Consider the following 15,039-nt stretch of genomic DNA (forward strand, 5'->3'; position numbering starts at 1 on the left):
GGGCCGGTTGCGGCGGACCGTCGGCTGCAGCTCTCGCAACGATCGTCACATCAGGAAAACGGCATGGCGGATTCGCCTGACATCATCGGCTCGCTCGGGGATTTGTCGGGAGCCTACTCGGCCATCCTGTGCGATGTCTGGGGCGTGATCCACAATGGCGAATGGCATTTCCCGGCGGCCGCCGAGGCGCTTGCCGCTGCGCGTTCTGCGAAGGTTCCGGTTGTCCTTATCACCAATTCACCACGCCGCAATGCCGATGTGGTGGCGCAGATGAATGCGATCGGCGTCCCCGCCGCTGCCTACGACCGTGTCGTCACCTCGGGCGATGTGACCCGCGACCTCATCGCCGAAGGCCCGCGAAAAATCTTCCATATCGGCGCCGACCGCGACTTCACCCTCTATGACGGCCTCGACGTCGATCTCGTCGAGGAGTTCGAAGCCTCCGGCGTCGTCTGCACCGGCCTGTTCGACGACGAGGTGGAAACACCTGAGGATTACGCCGAACTGCTGCGCCGGCTGCGGGCCAGGAACCTGCCTTTCGTCTGCGCCAACCCCGACATCGTGGTCGAGCGCGGCGAGCGCATGATCTGGTGCGCCGGGGCATTGGCCCGCGACTATGCCCAGCTCGGCGGCCGCACGCTGATTGCCGGAAAACCCTATGCGCCGGTCTATGACGCAGCAATGCGGGAGATCGCCTTGCTTCTTGGCCGTGACGTCGAGCGCTCGGAGGTGCTGGCCATCGGCGACGGCATGATGACCGACGTCAAGGGCGCCGCCGACAATGGCATCGACGTGCTTTACGTGTCGGGCGGCATTCACGCGCGCGACTATGGCGATCCTATGCAGCCGGACCCCGCCAGGCTTGCAGCCTTTCTGCAAAAGCACGGCTACCGGCCGGTCGCCGTCATTCCGAGACTGCAGTAGGGTCGCTTCCATGAGCGCAGCCTTCGAACATATTTCCGCGACCGCGCCGCTGCCGGCGCACTTGCGTGGCGGCGTGGTGGCGATCGGCAATTTCGACGGCGTTCATCGTGGCCACCAGGCCGTGCTCGAACGCGCGCTTGCCGAAGCAAGGCGGCGCGGCGTGCCGGCGCTGGTGCTGACCTTCGAGCCGCATCCGCGCCAGGTGTTCAGGCCCGATATGCCGCTGTTCGTGTTGACGCCGCCGCCGATGAAGGCGCGGCTTTTGTCGCATCTGGGCTTTGCAGCACTCGTCGAACAGCCATTCACGCGCGCCTTTGCCGGCCTGTCGGCCGAGGCTTTCGTGACCGATGTGCTGGAAAGGAACCTCGGCATCACCCATGCCGTCACCGGCTTCGATTTCCACTTCGGCAAGGACCGGCAAGGCGGCCCGGCCTTTCTGATGGCGGCAGGCGAGCGCCACGGTTTCGGCGTCACTTTGGTCGACGCTTTTCGCGACGAAGGCGCCGAGGTGGTGTCGTCGAGCCGCATCCGCGCATTGTTGTGCGAGGGCGAAGCCGCGGAGGCCGCTGGCCTGCTCGGCTACCGCTTCACCGTCGAAAGCGAAGTCATCGGCGGCCAGCGGCTCGGCCGCACGCTCGGCTTCCCGACAGCCAACATGAGGCTTTCTGCGGAAGCTGAACTGAAGGAAGGGATTTATGCCGTCCGCTTCCGCCGCGCCGATGGAACGCTTTATGACGGCGTGGCCAGCTTCGGCCGCCGCCCGACCGTCGACGACAATGGCGCGCCGCTGCTCGAAACCTTCGTCTTCGACTTTTCCGGCGATCTCTATGGCGAGATTTGCGAAGTCTCGTTCTTCGGCTTCCTGCGCCCCGAGGTGAAGTTCGACGGGCTCGACGCGCTGGTGGCGCAGATCAAGCGCGACGAGGCGGAGGCGCGCGCGCTGCTGGCCGGCGTCAGGCCACTTTCAGACCTGGACAGCGCGATCGCTTTTTGAGCGTCCGGCTGCCTACCTCTTCAAGGCCAGTCCGAGGGCGATGAAGCTCCAGCCCTGGAAGATCAGGTCGATGGCCAGGAACAGCCCGAGCACCCACAGGCTGTTGACGGGCCAGCCCATGGCGATGGTCAGGCCCGCCAGCACGCTGATCAGGCCCGCCGCGACGACCCAGCCCCAGCCATTTTCGGGCCGGTGGCTGTAGCCGACCCAGGCCCTGAGCGCGCCTGAGGCGACCAGCGCCACCGCCAGCAGCAAGGTCAGCACCGTCGATGCCAGCAGCGGATTGTCGAAGGCGAAGAAGCCGGCAACGGCATAGAGCAGGCCGCTGAGCAGCCAATAGAAGAAGCGGCTCCAGGTCTTCACGCCGAAGGCATGAATTATCTCGATGATGCCGGCCATCAGCATCAGCCATCCCACGACATAGACCGAGGCGACGGTGGCGATGAACAGATTGCCGAAGGCAATGCCGCCGAAAATGAGCAGCAGCACGCCGAGCGCGACGAACCACCCCCATTTGTCTCGTGTCCGGCCGATCGCGTCTTTCAGGGTGTCGCCGTGCAGGGTCATAGCCGCATCTCCTCAAAGTCACTTTGCATCAAAGATCGCCTGGCTTGTCGCCGTCCCTGAGGTTAGTCCCGGCGTCGGCACCCGTCTAGCGACTGCGGACAACCGCGATCTCTGTCTCGGACTTAAATCAAATTTTACCAAACGGCCGTCAAAGCTGTGGCCGGGGCGCGGCTGTGTTGTGTTAGTGGAGTGACCATGAGTCCGGTCAGGAAAATGTCTGCGATTGTGGCGGTTATCATGCTGGGTGCGCCGACGGTAGCAAACGCAGGCGAGGGGACCTTCGGCTGGTTCCACGGCGACTGGTATCTGACGCTTGGCGCAACCGGCATGGTCGCGCCGAAATTCGAGGGCTCCAACAGTCTTCTGCTCAGCGCCACGCCGATCATCTCATTGGGCAAGGTCGGCCCCGCCGCCCGCTTCGCCTCGCGCAATGACAACATTTCGCTGGCATTGGTCGACGACGGCGGCGTCCGCGCCGGCCTGACTGGAAAGTTCCTGTTTTCGCGCAGCAGCAAGGATGAGCTGAAAGGCCTCGACCCGGTGCGCTGGGGCGGCGAGGTCGGCGGTTTCTTCGAATTCTACCCGACGGACTGGCTGCGCGCCCGCGCCGAACTGCGCCACGGCATCCGTGCCCATGACGGCTTTGTTGCCGACATCGCCGCCGATGCGTTTTACGATGTGACGCCGACGGTCAGGATTTCGGGCGGCCCGCGCGTGTCGTTCGCCTCGTCGGGCTATTTCGACTCCTATTACGGCGTCAACGCCAAGGAGGCCGCGGCCTCGGGCCTCAGCGAATACCATCCCGGCGGCGGCCTGAAATCGACCGGTCTCGGCGGCGCCATCACCTGGAAGGTGACGGAGCCGATGACCGCCAGCCTGTTCGGCGAATATTCCCGCCTGATGGGGCCGGCCGCCGATTCCAGCCTGGTCAAGGAGCGCGGCCAGCGTGACCAGTTCACCGTCGGTGTCTCGACCACCTACCGTTTCAACTTTTCAATGTAGGCGATTTCCGCGCTTTATTCCTGCCGTGGCTTCGGCTAAAAGCCCAGCCATGACCAGCTTTTCGCGCCTTTTCGCGATCGCGATACGAATTACAGGCCCGGTGTTCCGGGTGGCCTGAGCGCCGCTGGAGCCGCCGGGAGTTTCTGCGCGCCCCCTCGCGCTTTTTCCAGAACATCAACGCATATCGCCCAAAAGTGGGTCCGGTTTTGGGAAAATGATATGCGTCAACCGAAGACTTCACGCCCGAGCTTCGATGCCGCCGGGCAATGCACATGGCAGACCAAATGACCGACACTGTTGAAACGATCGACTATTCCAAGACGCTTTATCTGCCGCAGACGGATTTCCCGATGCGCGCCGGCTTGCCGGAGAAAGAGCCGCTGCTGGTCAAGCGTTGGCAGGACATGGATCTTTATCGCAAGCTGCGCGAGAAGGCCGCCGGCCGCGAAAAATACGTTCTGCATGACGGCCCGCCCTACGCCAACGGCAACATTCATATCGGCCATGCGCTGAACAAGATCCTCAAGGACGTCATCACCCGCTCGTTCCAGATGCGTGGCTACGACGCCAACTATGTGCCGGGCTGGGACTGCCATGGCCTGCCGATCGAATGGAAGATCGAGGAGCAGTACCGCGCCAAGGGCAAGAACAAGGACGAGGTGCCGGTCAACGAATTCCGCAAGGAATGCCGCGACTTCGCCGCGCACTGGATCTCGGTCCAGGGCGGCGAATTCCAGCGCCTCGGCGTCGTCGGCGACTTCAAGAATCCCTATACGACGATGGCTTTCCACGCGGAGTCGCGCATCGCCGGCGAGCTGTTGAAATTCGCCATGTCGGGCCAGCTCTATCGTGGCTCCAAGCCGGTGATGTGGAGCGTGGTCGAGCGCACCGCTCTGGCCGAGGCCGAGGTCGAATACCAGGACTATGAGAGCGATACGATCTGGGTGAAATTCCCGGTCGCCAGCCTTGCTCGCCCGATCACCGGCGCCGAGGACGCGCAGGCTGCGGTGCTGTCGGAATCCTCGCTTGACCTGCTCGAGGCCCATGTCGTCATCTGGACAACGACGCCCTGGACGCTGCCCGGCAACCGCGCCGTCAGCTATTCGCCGCGCGTCGCCTATGGCCTCTACACGGTGACGGCCGCCGAGAATGCCTTCGGCCCTCAGCCCGGCGAGAAGCTGATCTTCGCCGATGCGCTGGCCGAGGACGCGGCGGCAAAAGCCAAGGTCACGTTGACTCGGCTTCACAGCGTCTCAAGCGAACAGTTTGCAAGCCTTACGCTTTCGCATCCTTTCAGGGGGCTGGGCGGCGGCTATGAATTCCCCGTGCCAATGATCGCCGGCGACCATGTCACCGACGACGCCGGCACGGGTTTCGTCCACACGGCGCCCAGCCACGGCCGAGAGGACTTCGACGCCTGGACGGATGCGGTGGCCGAGCTGCTCAAGCGCGGTATCGACACCGCGATCCCGTTTCCCGTCGACGATGGCGGCTTCTTCACCAAGGACGCGCCGGGCTTCGGCCCGGACCGCGAGGGCGGCGCCGCGCGCGTCCTCGACGACAACGGCAAGAAGGGCAATGCCAACCAGGCGGTGATCGACGAGCTGATCAAGCGCAACGCGCTGTTCGCGCGAGGCCGGCTCAAGCACTCCTATCCGCATTCCTGGCGTTCTAAGAAGCCGATCATCTTCCGCAACACGCCGCAATGGTTCGTCTATATGGACAAGGACCTCGGCGACGGCACGACGCTGCGCAGCCGGGCGCTGAAGGCCATCGACGACACGCGTTTCGTGCCTGCGGCCGGCCAGAACCGCATCCGCGCCATGATCGAGGAGCGTCCCGACTGGGTGCTGTCGCGCCAGCGCGCCTGGGGCGTGCCCATCGCCGTCTTTGCCGACGAGGACGGCAATGTGCTGAAGGACGAAGCGGTCAACCAGCGCATCATGGATGCTTTCGAACAGGAAGGCGCCGACGCCTGGTTTGCTGCCGGCGCCAAGGAGCGCTTCCTCGGTAATCACGATGCCTCCAAATGGAAGCAGGTGATGGACATCCTCGACGTCTGGTTCGATTCGGGCTCGACGCATGTCTTCACGTTGGAGGACCGTCCGGACCTGAAATGGCCGGCCGACGTCTATCTCGAAGGCTCCGACCAGCATCGCGGCTGGTTCCACTCCTCGCTGCTCGAAAGCTGCGGCACCAGGGGTAGGGCGCCCTACGACACCGTCGTCACCCATGGCTTCACCATGGATGAGGAGGGCCGCAAGATGTCGAAGTCGCTCGGCAACACCATCGTGCCGCAGGACGTCATCAAGCAGTCCGGCGCCGATATCCTGCGGTTGTGGGTGGTGACGACAGACTATTGGGAAGACCAGCGGCTCGGCAAGAACGTGCTGCAGACCAACATCGACGCCTACCGCAAGCTCCGCAACACCATCCGCTGGATGCTGGGCACGCTGGCCCATGACGATGGCGAGGAGGTGCCGCTGGAAAAGATGCCGGAACTGGAGCGGCTGATGCTGCACCGGCTGGCTGAGCTGGATGAGGTCGTGCGCTCGGGCTACGACGCGTTCGAGTTCAAGCGCATCACCCGCACTTTGCTCGACTTCATGGTGGTCGAGCTCTCGGCCTTCTATTTCGACATCAGGAAGGACGCGCTCTATTGTGACGGGCCTTCCAGCGTGAAGCGCAAGGCCTCGGTGCAAGTGGTACGCCACCTCTTCGACTGCCTGGTGAAATGGCTGGCGCCGATGCTGCCTTTCACCATGGAAGAAGCCTGGCTCGACCGTCATCCCGATGCCGTTTCGTTGCATCTCGACCAGTTCCCTGAGATTCCGGCCAACTGGAAGAACGAGGCGCTGGCGGAGAAATGGCGCAAGGTGCGGCAGGTTCGCCGTGTCGTCACCGGCGCCCTCGAGATCGCCAGGGCCCAGAAGGTCATCGGCTCATCGCTGGAAGCGGTACCGGTCGTGACTCTCGACGATGCCGCGCTTGAAGCTGCAATCGCCGATGTCGACATGGCCGAAATGGCGATCACCAGCGATCTCGTCATCGCCCATGGCAAGGCGCCGGAAGGCGCCTTTGCGCTCGACGATGTCAAAGGTGTCGCCGTCGTGGTCGAAAAGGCCGAGGACCGCGGCCTGGTCAAATGCGCGCGCTCGTGGCGCTATACGGCCGATGTCGGGCAGGATGCCGAATTCCCCGACGTTTCGGCCCGCGATGCCGCGGTGCTGCATGAGCTGCAGGCTCTGGGACGTTTGTGAGTCCATAAGCCGGTGCACAAAAGCCACGCCGCGAGCGAAAACCGCCCGCGCGTTGCCCTTAACGAGTGGTTGAGGTAAACACGCGAAACTCCGGAAGACAAATTGTCGCCGGATTTCCGTCGCAAGAGCGTGGACGATGGGGGACCGGACCTTTGGCCGGTGACGATCGAGAGGCTGTCTAGAGTGGGACTTTTTGGCATGACCGACAGAACTTCCGTGCGCGTTGCGCTGCTGGCGCCGCTTGTCGCGTCCGGCCTCGCTCTGTCCGGCTGCATGAGTTCGCCCACCTACGGCACCGACAAGACGGCTGGCGAGCAGCTTGCGGGCGACCTTTCGGGTGCCTTTTCAATCTCGCCGAAGCGCAAGCAACAGATCGACTACAAGCCGCGCCCAGAGCTGGTGAAGCCCGCGCCGGGGCAAAAGGAAGCGCTGCCGGCGCCGCAGGAAAGCATCGAGACGGCGAGCACCGATTGGCCCGAATCGCCCGAGCAGCGCCGCGCCCGCCTGCGTGCCGACGCCACCGCCCACCAGGATGATCCGTCCTATCAGTCACAGATCGTCGACGATGTGCAGACCGATCCGGCTGCGGTGAAGAAGGCGATGGCGGATTCGGCCTCGAGCCACCCGCCACGCTGGTCGCCGGCGGATTCGGACAAGGGCCGCGCCGCCGAAATCCAGCGCCGTACGGCAGAAGGCAAGCAGGGCGATCCCACCACGCGCAAATATCTGAGCGAGCCGCCTCTGGCCTACCGCGCCGCCGCCGACACCGCGCCGCAGGGCGAACTCGGCGAGGACGAATACAAGAAGGAACGCCGCCTCAAGAAAGAGGCAGCCGCCAAGAGCAAGAGCGGCGGGCTCTTCGACTGGCTGCCTTCCTGGTAGGGACTCCGCCCGCCATCATTGGCCGGGCCTACGGTTCGCGCCTTTCCCGAAAGAATTCCTTGAGCAGCAAGGCCGCATCGGCTTCGGCCATGCCCGGATAGATATCGGGCGTATGGTGGCAGGTGGGTGAGGCGAAGAAGCGCACGCCGTTGACCACCGCGCCGCCCTTCTCGTCGGCCGCGCCGAAATAGAGCCGGCGCAGCCTGGCGAAGGAAATGGCGCCGGCGCACATGGCGCAGGGCTCCAGCGTCACATAGAGGTCGTGCCCGGTCAGCCGCTCGCTGGAGAGCTTCTGGCAGGCCGCGCGGATCGCCAGCATTTCGGCATGCGCCGTCGGATCGGCAAGTTCACGGGTACGGTTGCCGGCGGATGCCACCACGGTGTCGCCGCTGACGATGACGGCGCCGACGGGAACTTCGCCGCGCAAGGCGGCGGCTTGCGCCTCTTTCAGCGCCAGCGCCATGAAATCCGGCCGCTTCACGCGGTTTGCATCCTGATTATCTCCTCGCCACTTAGCTGTGATCCTGTTATGGAGCGCGTCAACCCGAACATCGGAACAGATTTTCGGAAATGATCATGCGCCACATCAAAGTGCTATAGCGTTCGTTGCGCGCCCCAAAGGATGCGCCACGCTGTAGCAGCGCAAACGGACAAAGGCCACATGGACGACAACGACAAGAAATCCCCGCGCCACAAAGGCCCGGGCAAAAGCGGTCCGAGAGCCGCGGGGCCGCGCCGTGATGGCGCCGTCAGCAAAGGCGGCAAGCCTTCCTTCGGGGCCAAGAAACCCTATGCGCCACGCGGTGCCCGGCCGGCAGCGGCCGATGGCGAGCGGCCGAAGCGCGACTTCAAGAGCAGCGACCGGCCGTTCAAGGGTCCGCGCCCGGAAGGCAAGTCGTTCGAAAAGCGCGAAGGTCCGCGCAAGCCTTATGCGCCGCGCGGCGACCGGCCGATGGCGGCCGATGGCGAGCGGCCGAAGCGCGACTTCAAGAGCGGCGACCGGCCGTTTAGCAAAGGGCCTCGTACCGAGGGCAAGCCCTATGAGAAGCGCGAAGGTCCGCGCAAGCCCTACGCACCGCGCGGTGATCGGCCTGCGGCCGCCGAAGGCGAAAACCGTTTCGACCGGCCAAAGCGTGATTTCGGCGATCGTCCGCAGCGCGACGCCGGAGATGGGCCCAAGCGTGACTTCGCGGATCGCCCCAAGCGCGATTTCGGTGGTGACCGGCCGCAAGGCGCATCCGGCAGCGGCTTCAAGCCGCGCCCGCGCGCCGTGGAGACGGAAGAAGCCGGCGAGCGCATCGCCAAGCGGCTCGCCCGCGCCGGCCTTGCCTCGCGGCGCGATGCCGAGGATCTGATCGCGGCCGGCCGTGTCAAGGTCAACAACCGGGCTTTGACCTCGCCGGCCTTCAACGTCATGCCCGGCGACATCATCCATCTCGACGGCATGGAAATTCCGCCGATCGAGCGCACAAGGCTGTTCCTGTTCCACAAGCCGGCCGGAGTCGTCACCACCAACCGCGACCCCGAGGGCCGCAAGACCGTGTTCGACGTGCTGCCCGCCGAATTGCCGCGGCTGATGACCATCGGTCGGCTCGACATCAACACCGAAGGCCTGCTGCTGCTCACCAACGACGGCGGTCTGTCGCGCGTGCTCGAACTGCCTGCCACCGGCTGGCTGCGCCGTTACCGCGTGCGCGTTCATGGCAAGGTCGAGGAAAGCGTGCTTGCAGGCCTGCGTGAAGGCATTGCCGTCGATGGCGTCTTCTACGGCGCCATCGAGGCGACGCTCGACCGTGAGCAAGGCACCAACGCCTGGCTGACGATCGGCCTGCGCGAAGGCAAGAATCGGGAAGTGAAGAACATCCTCGGTTCGCTCGGCCTCGACGTGACGCGGCTGATCCGCATCTCCTACGGGCCGTTCCAGCTCGACGACCTCGCCGAAGGCCATGTGCTGGAGATCAAGGGCCGCGTCTTGCGCGACCAGCTCGGCGAACGCCTGATCGAGGATTCCGGCGCCAATTTCGACGCCGAGATCACCAAGCCGTTCTCCAACCAGCCGGTGCGGCGTGAGCGCGAAGTGGAGCCCGAACGGCCGAAATTCACCCGCGAGGGCGACCGCCGGCCGATCGGCGAGGGCGGTCTGATCAAGAACCGCAAGCGCCGCGAGGGCAGCCGCGACGAGGCGCTGGGCAAGCTGTCGACCAGCCCTGAAAGGGGTGCAAGGCCGGAAAAGAGCTTTGGCGAACGCGGCCCGAGGCCCGAGCGTAGCGAGTTTCGCGACAAGCCACGTGGCGATTTCGGCGACAAGCCGCGCAGTGGCTTCGGCGATAAACCCCGTGGCGCCTTTGGTGACAAACCGCGTGGCGGCAAAAAACCTGAGCGCGAGCAGCGGCCGATCGAGCCGCCGGGCCAGCGCAAGGCCAATGTCTGGATGGCGCCGGGCGCGCGCCCGATCGGCAAGGGCAGGGCGGAAGCCGATGCCGCCAAGGCGGCCGGCGCCAAGGCGCGCAAGGCCTCGTTCAAGCCGGCCTATGGCAAGCCGGCCTATGGCAAGCCGGGTGGCGCCAAGCCGTTCGGCAAGCCGCGCGGCGAGCGTCCGGATGGCGGTCGCGGCGGTGAGCGGCCGCGCAATGGTCCCAAGGGTCCCCGGACCAGATGAGACCCGGACTTAAATGAGAATCGTCGGCGGCCAGTTTCGCGGGCGTCCGCTGGCGACGCCGCGCGACCATGCCATCCGCCCGACCACCGACCGCGCCCGCGAGGCTGTCTTCAACGTGCTGGCGCACCGCTTCGCCGACAAGCTCGAGGGCGCGCGTGTGCTCGATCTGTTCGCCGGCACCGGCGCGCTCGGCCTCGAAGCGCTGTCGCGCGGCGCCTCCTATGGCGTCTTCATCGAGGAATCGGCGGAAGGGCGCGGCCTGATTCGCACCAATGTCGAAGCCTTTGGCCTCACCGGCCGCACCAAGATCTTTCGCCGCGACGCGACTGCCTTGGGCGAGGCCGGCACGGTTGCCGCCTTTGGCCTGATCTTCGCCGATCCGCCCTATGGCAAAGGTCTCGGCGAACGCGCGTTGCGTTCGGCCAAGGCAGGCGGCTGGCTGCTGCCCGGCGCGCTTTGCGTGGTCGAGGAAGCCGCCTCGGCGCCCTTCGAGGTTGGGCCTGAATTCTCGGTGGTCGATGAGCGCAACTACGGCGAGACGGTGATCCGGTTCATCGAGGCTGGGTAATTAGGCTCCCCCTTCTCCCTTTGTGGGGTGAGCAGCCGGTTCGCGAAGCGAATTCAGCGTGCCAGTGGCACGATGAAAGGCCGGCGAACGCCGGGACGCTGCGAAGCAGCGGGGACCCGGCAGGGTGGATCGGCCACCACCCGGCCCTTCGCATGGCTCAGGGCGTTCGAGGCTCGAAAAGCCAAGCAATTGGCTTTTCGTCCGCTACGCGGACCGCGTCTCACCCCACAAGGGGAGAAGGAAGAAACAGCGCCTTCAAAATGACGCACAATTCACTTTGCCTCGGTGGCTAACCTTGCCTATCGTCGCGCGATAACAAACCGGAGCCATTGATGACACCTCATACTGAATGGCTGCGGAGAGCGTTGCTCGCCACCGCGCTGACCGTGGCCGGCCCGGCACTTGCCGCAGATGACGGCAAGGTGGCGAACTTCCTGCTCGACAACGGCATGGAAGTGGTGGTCATCCCCGACCATCGTGCCCCGATCGTCACCCATATGGTGTGGTACAAGATCGGCAGCGCCGACGAACCGCCAGGCAAATCCGGCATCGCGCATTTCTTCGAACACCTGATGTTCAAGGCCACGACCAACCATGCCGCGGGCGAGTTCGACCGCGCCATTTCGGATATAGGTGGCTCCAACAACGCCTTCACTTCCTATGACTACACCGCCTTTCACGAGACGGTGACGCCCTCGGCGCTCGAACAGATGATGAGCTTCGAGGCCGACCGGATGCGCAACCTCATCTTGACCGACGAGGTCATCAAGACCGAGCGCGACGTGATCCTGGAAGAGCGCCGCTCGCGCATCGACAGCAACCCCGAGGCCGTGCTCGACGAGGAGGTCGACGCGACACTCTGGCAGAACCAGCCCTACCGCATTCCGGTGATCGGCTGGATGCAGGAGATGGAGCAGCTGAACCGCACCGATGCGGTTGCCTTCTATGACAAGTATTACCGCCCCAACAATGCCGTGCTGATCGTTGCCGGCGATGTCGAGCCGGACGCGGTGAAGGCGCTGGCCGAAAAGACCTATGGCAAGGTCTCGCGCGGCCCGGACCTGCCGCCGCGCATCCGCCCGGTCGAGCCCGAGCAGAACACCAGGCGCACGGTGACGCTCACCGATGCGCGCGTTTCGGTGCCGAGCTTTTCGACGCAGTGGGTGGTTCCGTCCTACCACACGGCAAAGCCCGGCGAGGCCGAGGCGCTCGACCTGCTGGGAGAGATCCTTGGCGGCGGCAGCCGCAGCCGGCTCTACCAGCAGCTGGTGGTCAAGCAGGGCATCGCATCGGGGACCGGCGCCTTCTTCCAGGGCACCATGCTCGACGCTACCAATTTCACCGTCTATGGCGCGCCGCGCGGCGACGCCAAACTGAGCGACGTCGAGGCGGCCGTCGACGCCGAGATCGCCCGCATCATCAAGGACGGCGTCACCGCCGACGAGCTGGAGAAGGCCAAGGCCCGTTACATCAGGGCCCTGATCTTCGCCCGCGACAAACAGGACGAGATGGCCAATCTCTACGGCGCCGAGCTCGCCACCGGCGGTAATGTGAAGGACATCGAGGAATGGCCGGACCGCATTCGCAAGGTCACCGCCGACGAGATCAAGGCGGTCGCCGCCCGCTATTTGCTGCTCGACCGTTCGACCACCGGCTATCTCTTGCCGCAGCAACAGGCGGGGAATTGATTTGATGGCGAACCAAGCTGCATTGGCTTCTCCCGTAGCGCGCGCCCTCCCTTCTCCCCTTGCGGGAGAAGGTGGATCGGCGCGCAGCGCCGAGACGGATGAGGGGTGGGTGAAGGATCGCCGTCGTCGCCAAGCTGGAACACCCCTCATCCGACCGAGCTTCACTCGGCCACCTTCTCCCACAAGGGGAGAAGGGAGAGCCTGGCGGGGAGAAGGTAAGGCGCTCCGTACCTTCACCACCCTGTTCCTCGCCATCCTCTTCCTCGTCCTGCCGGCACTTGCCGCGCGCGCGATGGACATCCAGCAGGTGACCTCGTCAAAGGGCATCAACGCCTGGCTGGTCGAGGATCACTCCATTCCGATCATCGCCATTCGCTTCGTCTTCGATGGTGGCTCGACGCAGGATCCGGCCGGCAAAGAGGGGCTGGTCAATCTGATGACCGGCCTGTTCGACGAGGGCGCCGGCGACCTCGACAGCGAGGCCTTTCAGACCAGGCTTGACGATGCCGGCGCCGAAATGAGCTTCGACGCGGCGCGCGACGGCACCTATGGCTCGATGCGCATGCTGGCCGAGCAGAAGGATGCGGCCTTCGACCTGCTCAGGCTGGCGGTCACCAGCCCGCGCTTCGACCAGGCGCCGATCGACCGCATCCGCTCCCAGATCCTGTCCGGCATCATCGCCAGTGAGCGCGACCCCAACACGGTCGCCCAGACCAAATGGCTGCGCGCCATCTATGGCGAACATCCCTACTCCCGGCCGGACCAGGGCACCAAAGACAGTATCGCCACCATCACCGCGGCGGATCTGGCTGCCTTCCACAAGGCCAATTTCGCCCGCAACGGCCTGCATGTTGCGGTGGTCGGCGACATCGACGCCGCGACGCTGAAACAGAAGCTCGATGACGTGTTCGGCGACCTGCCGGAAAAGCAGTTGCTGCGGCCGGTAGCCGATACTGAGCTGAATCTCGGCCAGCAGCTCGAGGTCGATTACGACCTGCCGCAGACCTCACTGCAGTTCGCCTATCCCGGCGTGAAACGCGATGCGCCGGATTTCTTCCCGGCGGTGCTGATGAACCAGATTCTCGGTGGCGGCACCTTCACCTCGCGCCTCTATGACGAGGTGCGCGAAAAGCGTGGCCTTGCCTATAGCGTCGATTCCAACCTGGTCGATCACCAGCATTCCAATGCGTTGATCATCACCACGGCGACGCGTTCGGACCGCGCGGCCGAGACGCTCGCCATCGTCAAGGACGTGGTCAGGAAGATGGCCGAGGAGGGGCCGACAGAGGCCGAACTGGACGCGACCAAGAAATACATGGTCGGCTCCTACGCCATCAGCAATCTGGATTCCTCCAGCGCCATTGCATCGACGCTGGTGGAATTGCAGCTCGACCATCTCGGCATCGACTACGTGCAGCGCCGTTCGGCGCTCATCAACGGCGTGACGCTCGATCAGGTCAAGGCAGCGGCGAAGAAGTTGCTGACGCCAGCCCCTGCGATCATGAGCATCGGCCCGAAGCTGGAGGCCAAATGACGGCGCCCACTTTCGGGATCGCCTTTGGCGGCGGCGGCGCTCGCGGCCTTGCCCACATCCACATCGTCGAAGCGCTGGACGAACTCGGCATCAAGCCGGTGGCCATCGCCGGCTCCTCGATCGGCGCCATCATGGGCGCCGGCATGGCCTCGGGCATGAGCGGCAAGGACATCGAGGACTATGCCCGCTCGATCCTTGGCCGCCGTGCCGAGGTCGCCGCGCGCATGTGGCGCTCGCGGCCAGGCACCATCGCCGAGGCCATGCAGGGCGGCATCCGCGTCGGCCAGTTCAACATCGAGCGCATCTTGAAGGCCTTCTTGCCCGAAGCCATTCCCGAAACCTTCGCCGACCTTCAGATCCCGCTCAAGGTGACGGCGACCGACTATTTCGGCCACAAGCTCGCCGTCTTCGACGATGGCGACCTGCATTCGGCGCTCGCCGCCTCGGCCGCCATTCCCGCCGTGTTCCGCCCGGTGACGCGCGACGACCGCGTGCTGATCGACGGCGGCATCTACAATCCGGTGCCGTTCGACCTGATCGAAAACGCCGCCGACATCATCATCGCCATCGATGTCGTCGGTGCGCCGAGCGAGGCCGAGCGCAAGCACCCGACCACCGTCGACCTGATGTACGGCGCCACGCAATTGATGATGCAGTCGATCATCGCCCACAAGCTGAAGCAGGGGCCGCCCGACATCCTGATCCGCCCCAACGTGTCGAAGTACCGCGTGCTCGATTTCATGAAGATCGACGCGCTGATGGCCGAGACGCTGGAGATCAAGGACGAGCTGAAGCGCGAGGTGGAAAGGGTGGTCGAGGCGCGTGCCAAGGGCAAGCGAGGGAAGAAGGCCGGTTGAGGCTGACATCTCCCCCCTTGAGGGGGGAGATGTCGCCGAAGGCGACAGAGGGGGTCGTCTCGTGTGAAGCGCCAACCTCATCGGTCGCAAGGAGGTCGCATCCA

General features: G+C 64.8%; 12 protein-coding genes. 10 read left to right on the forward strand and 2 right to left on the reverse strand.

The genetic code is table 11. The annotated features are described in order from the left end of the window. Window positions 1-63: 63 nt before the first annotated feature. Entirely contained in the window at window positions 64-924 is an 861-nt protein-coding gene (locus tag JQK88_RS17745; RefSeq protein ID WP_192252839.1) for a TIGR01459 family HAD-type hydrolase, read from the forward strand. Window positions 925-934: 10 nt separating this feature from the next. Beyond that, the gene (locus JQK88_RS17750; protein WP_203278970.1) at window positions 935-1,918 is read left to right on the forward strand and encodes a bifunctional riboflavin kinase/FAD synthetase; all 984 of its coding nucleotides are present in this window, start codon (window positions 935-937) and stop codon (window positions 1,916-1,918) included. Between the two features lie 12 nt (window positions 1,919-1,930). Here JQK88_RS17750 and JQK88_RS17755 read toward each other — a convergent pair whose 3' ends face one another. Then, window positions 1,931-2,485 (reverse strand): HdeD family acid-resistance protein, encoded by a 555-nt coding sequence (locus tag JQK88_RS17755; RefSeq protein ID WP_192252845.1) that lies wholly within the window; start codon window positions 2,483-2,485, stop codon window positions 1,931-1,933. A 213-nt stretch (window positions 2,486-2,698) separates the two neighbouring features. On the opposite strand from JQK88_RS17755, the gene JQK88_RS17760 reads away from it, so the two are divergent. The 3 genes from JQK88_RS17760 to JQK88_RS17770 all read left to right on the forward strand — a co-directional run bounded on the left by JQK88_RS17760 (window position 2,699) and on the right by JQK88_RS17770 (window position 7,629). Continuing rightward, a complete protein-coding gene (locus tag JQK88_RS17760; protein ID WP_376740430.1) occupies window positions 2,699-3,487 on the forward strand; it encodes a MipA/OmpV family protein in 789 nt (262 codons plus the stop codon). Between the two features lie 284 nt (window positions 3,488-3,771). Beyond that, on the forward strand, window positions 3,772-6,747 hold the full coding sequence (gene ileS / locus JQK88_RS17765; RefSeq protein ID WP_203278971.1) for an isoleucine--tRNA ligase: 2,976 nt from the start codon (window positions 3,772-3,774) through the stop codon (window positions 6,745-6,747). A 198-nt stretch (window positions 6,748-6,945) separates the two neighbouring features. Continuing rightward, entirely contained in the window at window positions 6,946-7,629 is a 684-nt protein-coding gene (locus JQK88_RS17770) for a hypothetical protein (RefSeq protein WP_192252854.1), read from the forward strand. A 28-nt stretch (window positions 7,630-7,657) separates the two neighbouring features. On the opposite strand, the gene JQK88_RS17775 is transcribed toward JQK88_RS17770, so the two are convergent. After that, complete coding sequence (locus tag JQK88_RS17775; RefSeq protein WP_192252857.1) at window positions 7,658-8,110, reverse strand: nucleoside deaminase; 453 nt, start codon at window positions 8,108-8,110, stop codon at window positions 7,658-7,660. Between the two features lie 180 nt (window positions 8,111-8,290). Here JQK88_RS17775 and JQK88_RS17780 point away from each other — a divergent pair, with 180 nt between their 5' ends. From JQK88_RS17780 to JQK88_RS17800, 5 genes are all read left to right on the forward strand, one after another. Beyond that, a complete protein-coding gene (locus JQK88_RS17780) occupies window positions 8,291-10,288 on the forward strand; it encodes a pseudouridine synthase (protein ID WP_203278972.1) in 1,998 nt (665 codons plus the stop codon). A 13-nt stretch (window positions 10,289-10,301) separates the two neighbouring features. Continuing rightward, a complete protein-coding gene (gene rsmD / locus JQK88_RS17785) occupies window positions 10,302-10,856 on the forward strand; it encodes a 16S rRNA (guanine(966)-N(2))-methyltransferase RsmD (RefSeq protein ID WP_192252864.1) in 555 nt (184 codons plus the stop codon). 332 nt (window positions 10,857-11,188) lie between these two features. Further along, on the forward strand, window positions 11,189-12,544 hold the full coding sequence (locus JQK88_RS17790) for a M16 family metallopeptidase (RefSeq protein WP_192252867.1): 1,356 nt from the start codon (window positions 11,189-11,191) through the stop codon (window positions 12,542-12,544). Between the two features lie 292 nt (window positions 12,545-12,836). Continuing rightward, window positions 12,837-14,078: a M16 family metallopeptidase gene (locus JQK88_RS17795; protein ID WP_203278973.1), complete on the forward strand. Its 1,242-nt coding sequence runs from the start codon at window positions 12,837-12,839 to the stop codon at window positions 14,076-14,078. Continuing rightward, window positions 14,075-14,935: a patatin-like phospholipase family protein gene (locus JQK88_RS17800; protein ID WP_203278974.1), complete on the forward strand. Its 861-nt coding sequence runs from the start codon at window positions 14,075-14,077 to the stop codon at window positions 14,933-14,935. Before JQK88_RS17795 ends, JQK88_RS17800 begins: the two co-directional genes overlap by 4 nt. The last annotated feature ends 104 nt before the right edge of the window (window positions 14,936-15,039 follow it).

Source organism: Mesorhizobium caraganae (assembly GCF_016836705.1).
In the GTDB taxonomy this organism is placed as follows: domain Bacteria; phylum Pseudomonadota; class Alphaproteobacteria; order Rhizobiales; family Rhizobiaceae; genus Mesorhizobium; species Mesorhizobium caraganae.

Coding starts and splice junctions, on each gene's coding strand:
- JQK88_RS17800 (WP_203278974.1), top strand. CDS start 14,075: ATGACGGCGCCCACTTTCGGGATCGCCTTTGGCGGCGGCGGCGCTCGC.
- JQK88_RS17745 (WP_192252839.1), top strand. CDS start 64: ATGGCGGATTCGCCTGACATCATCGGCTCGCTCGGGGATTTGTCGGGA.
- ileS (WP_203278971.1), top strand. CDS start 3,772: ATGACCGACACTGTTGAAACGATCGACTATTCCAAGACGCTTTATCTG.
- JQK88_RS17770 (WP_192252854.1), top strand. CDS start 6,946: ATGACCGACAGAACTTCCGTGCGCGTTGCGCTGCTGGCGCCGCTTGTC.
- rsmD (WP_192252864.1), top strand. CDS start 10,302: ATGAGAATCGTCGGCGGCCAGTTTCGCGGGCGTCCGCTGGCGACGCCG.
- JQK88_RS17795 (WP_203278973.1), top strand. CDS start 12,837: ATGGACATCCAGCAGGTGACCTCGTCAAAGGGCATCAACGCCTGGCTG.
- JQK88_RS17760 (WP_376740430.1), top strand. CDS start 2,699: ATGTCTGCGATTGTGGCGGTTATCATGCTGGGTGCGCCGACGGTAGCA.
- JQK88_RS17755 (WP_192252845.1), bottom strand. CDS start 2,485: ATGACCCTGCACGGCGACACCCTGAAAGACGCGATCGGCCGGACACGA.
- JQK88_RS17750 (WP_203278970.1), top strand. CDS start 935: ATGAGCGCAGCCTTCGAACATATTTCCGCGACCGCGCCGCTGCCGGCG.
- JQK88_RS17790 (WP_192252867.1), top strand. CDS start 11,189: ATGACACCTCATACTGAATGGCTGCGGAGAGCGTTGCTCGCCACCGCG.
- JQK88_RS17780 (WP_203278972.1), top strand. CDS start 8,291: ATGGACGACAACGACAAGAAATCCCCGCGCCACAAAGGCCCGGGCAAA.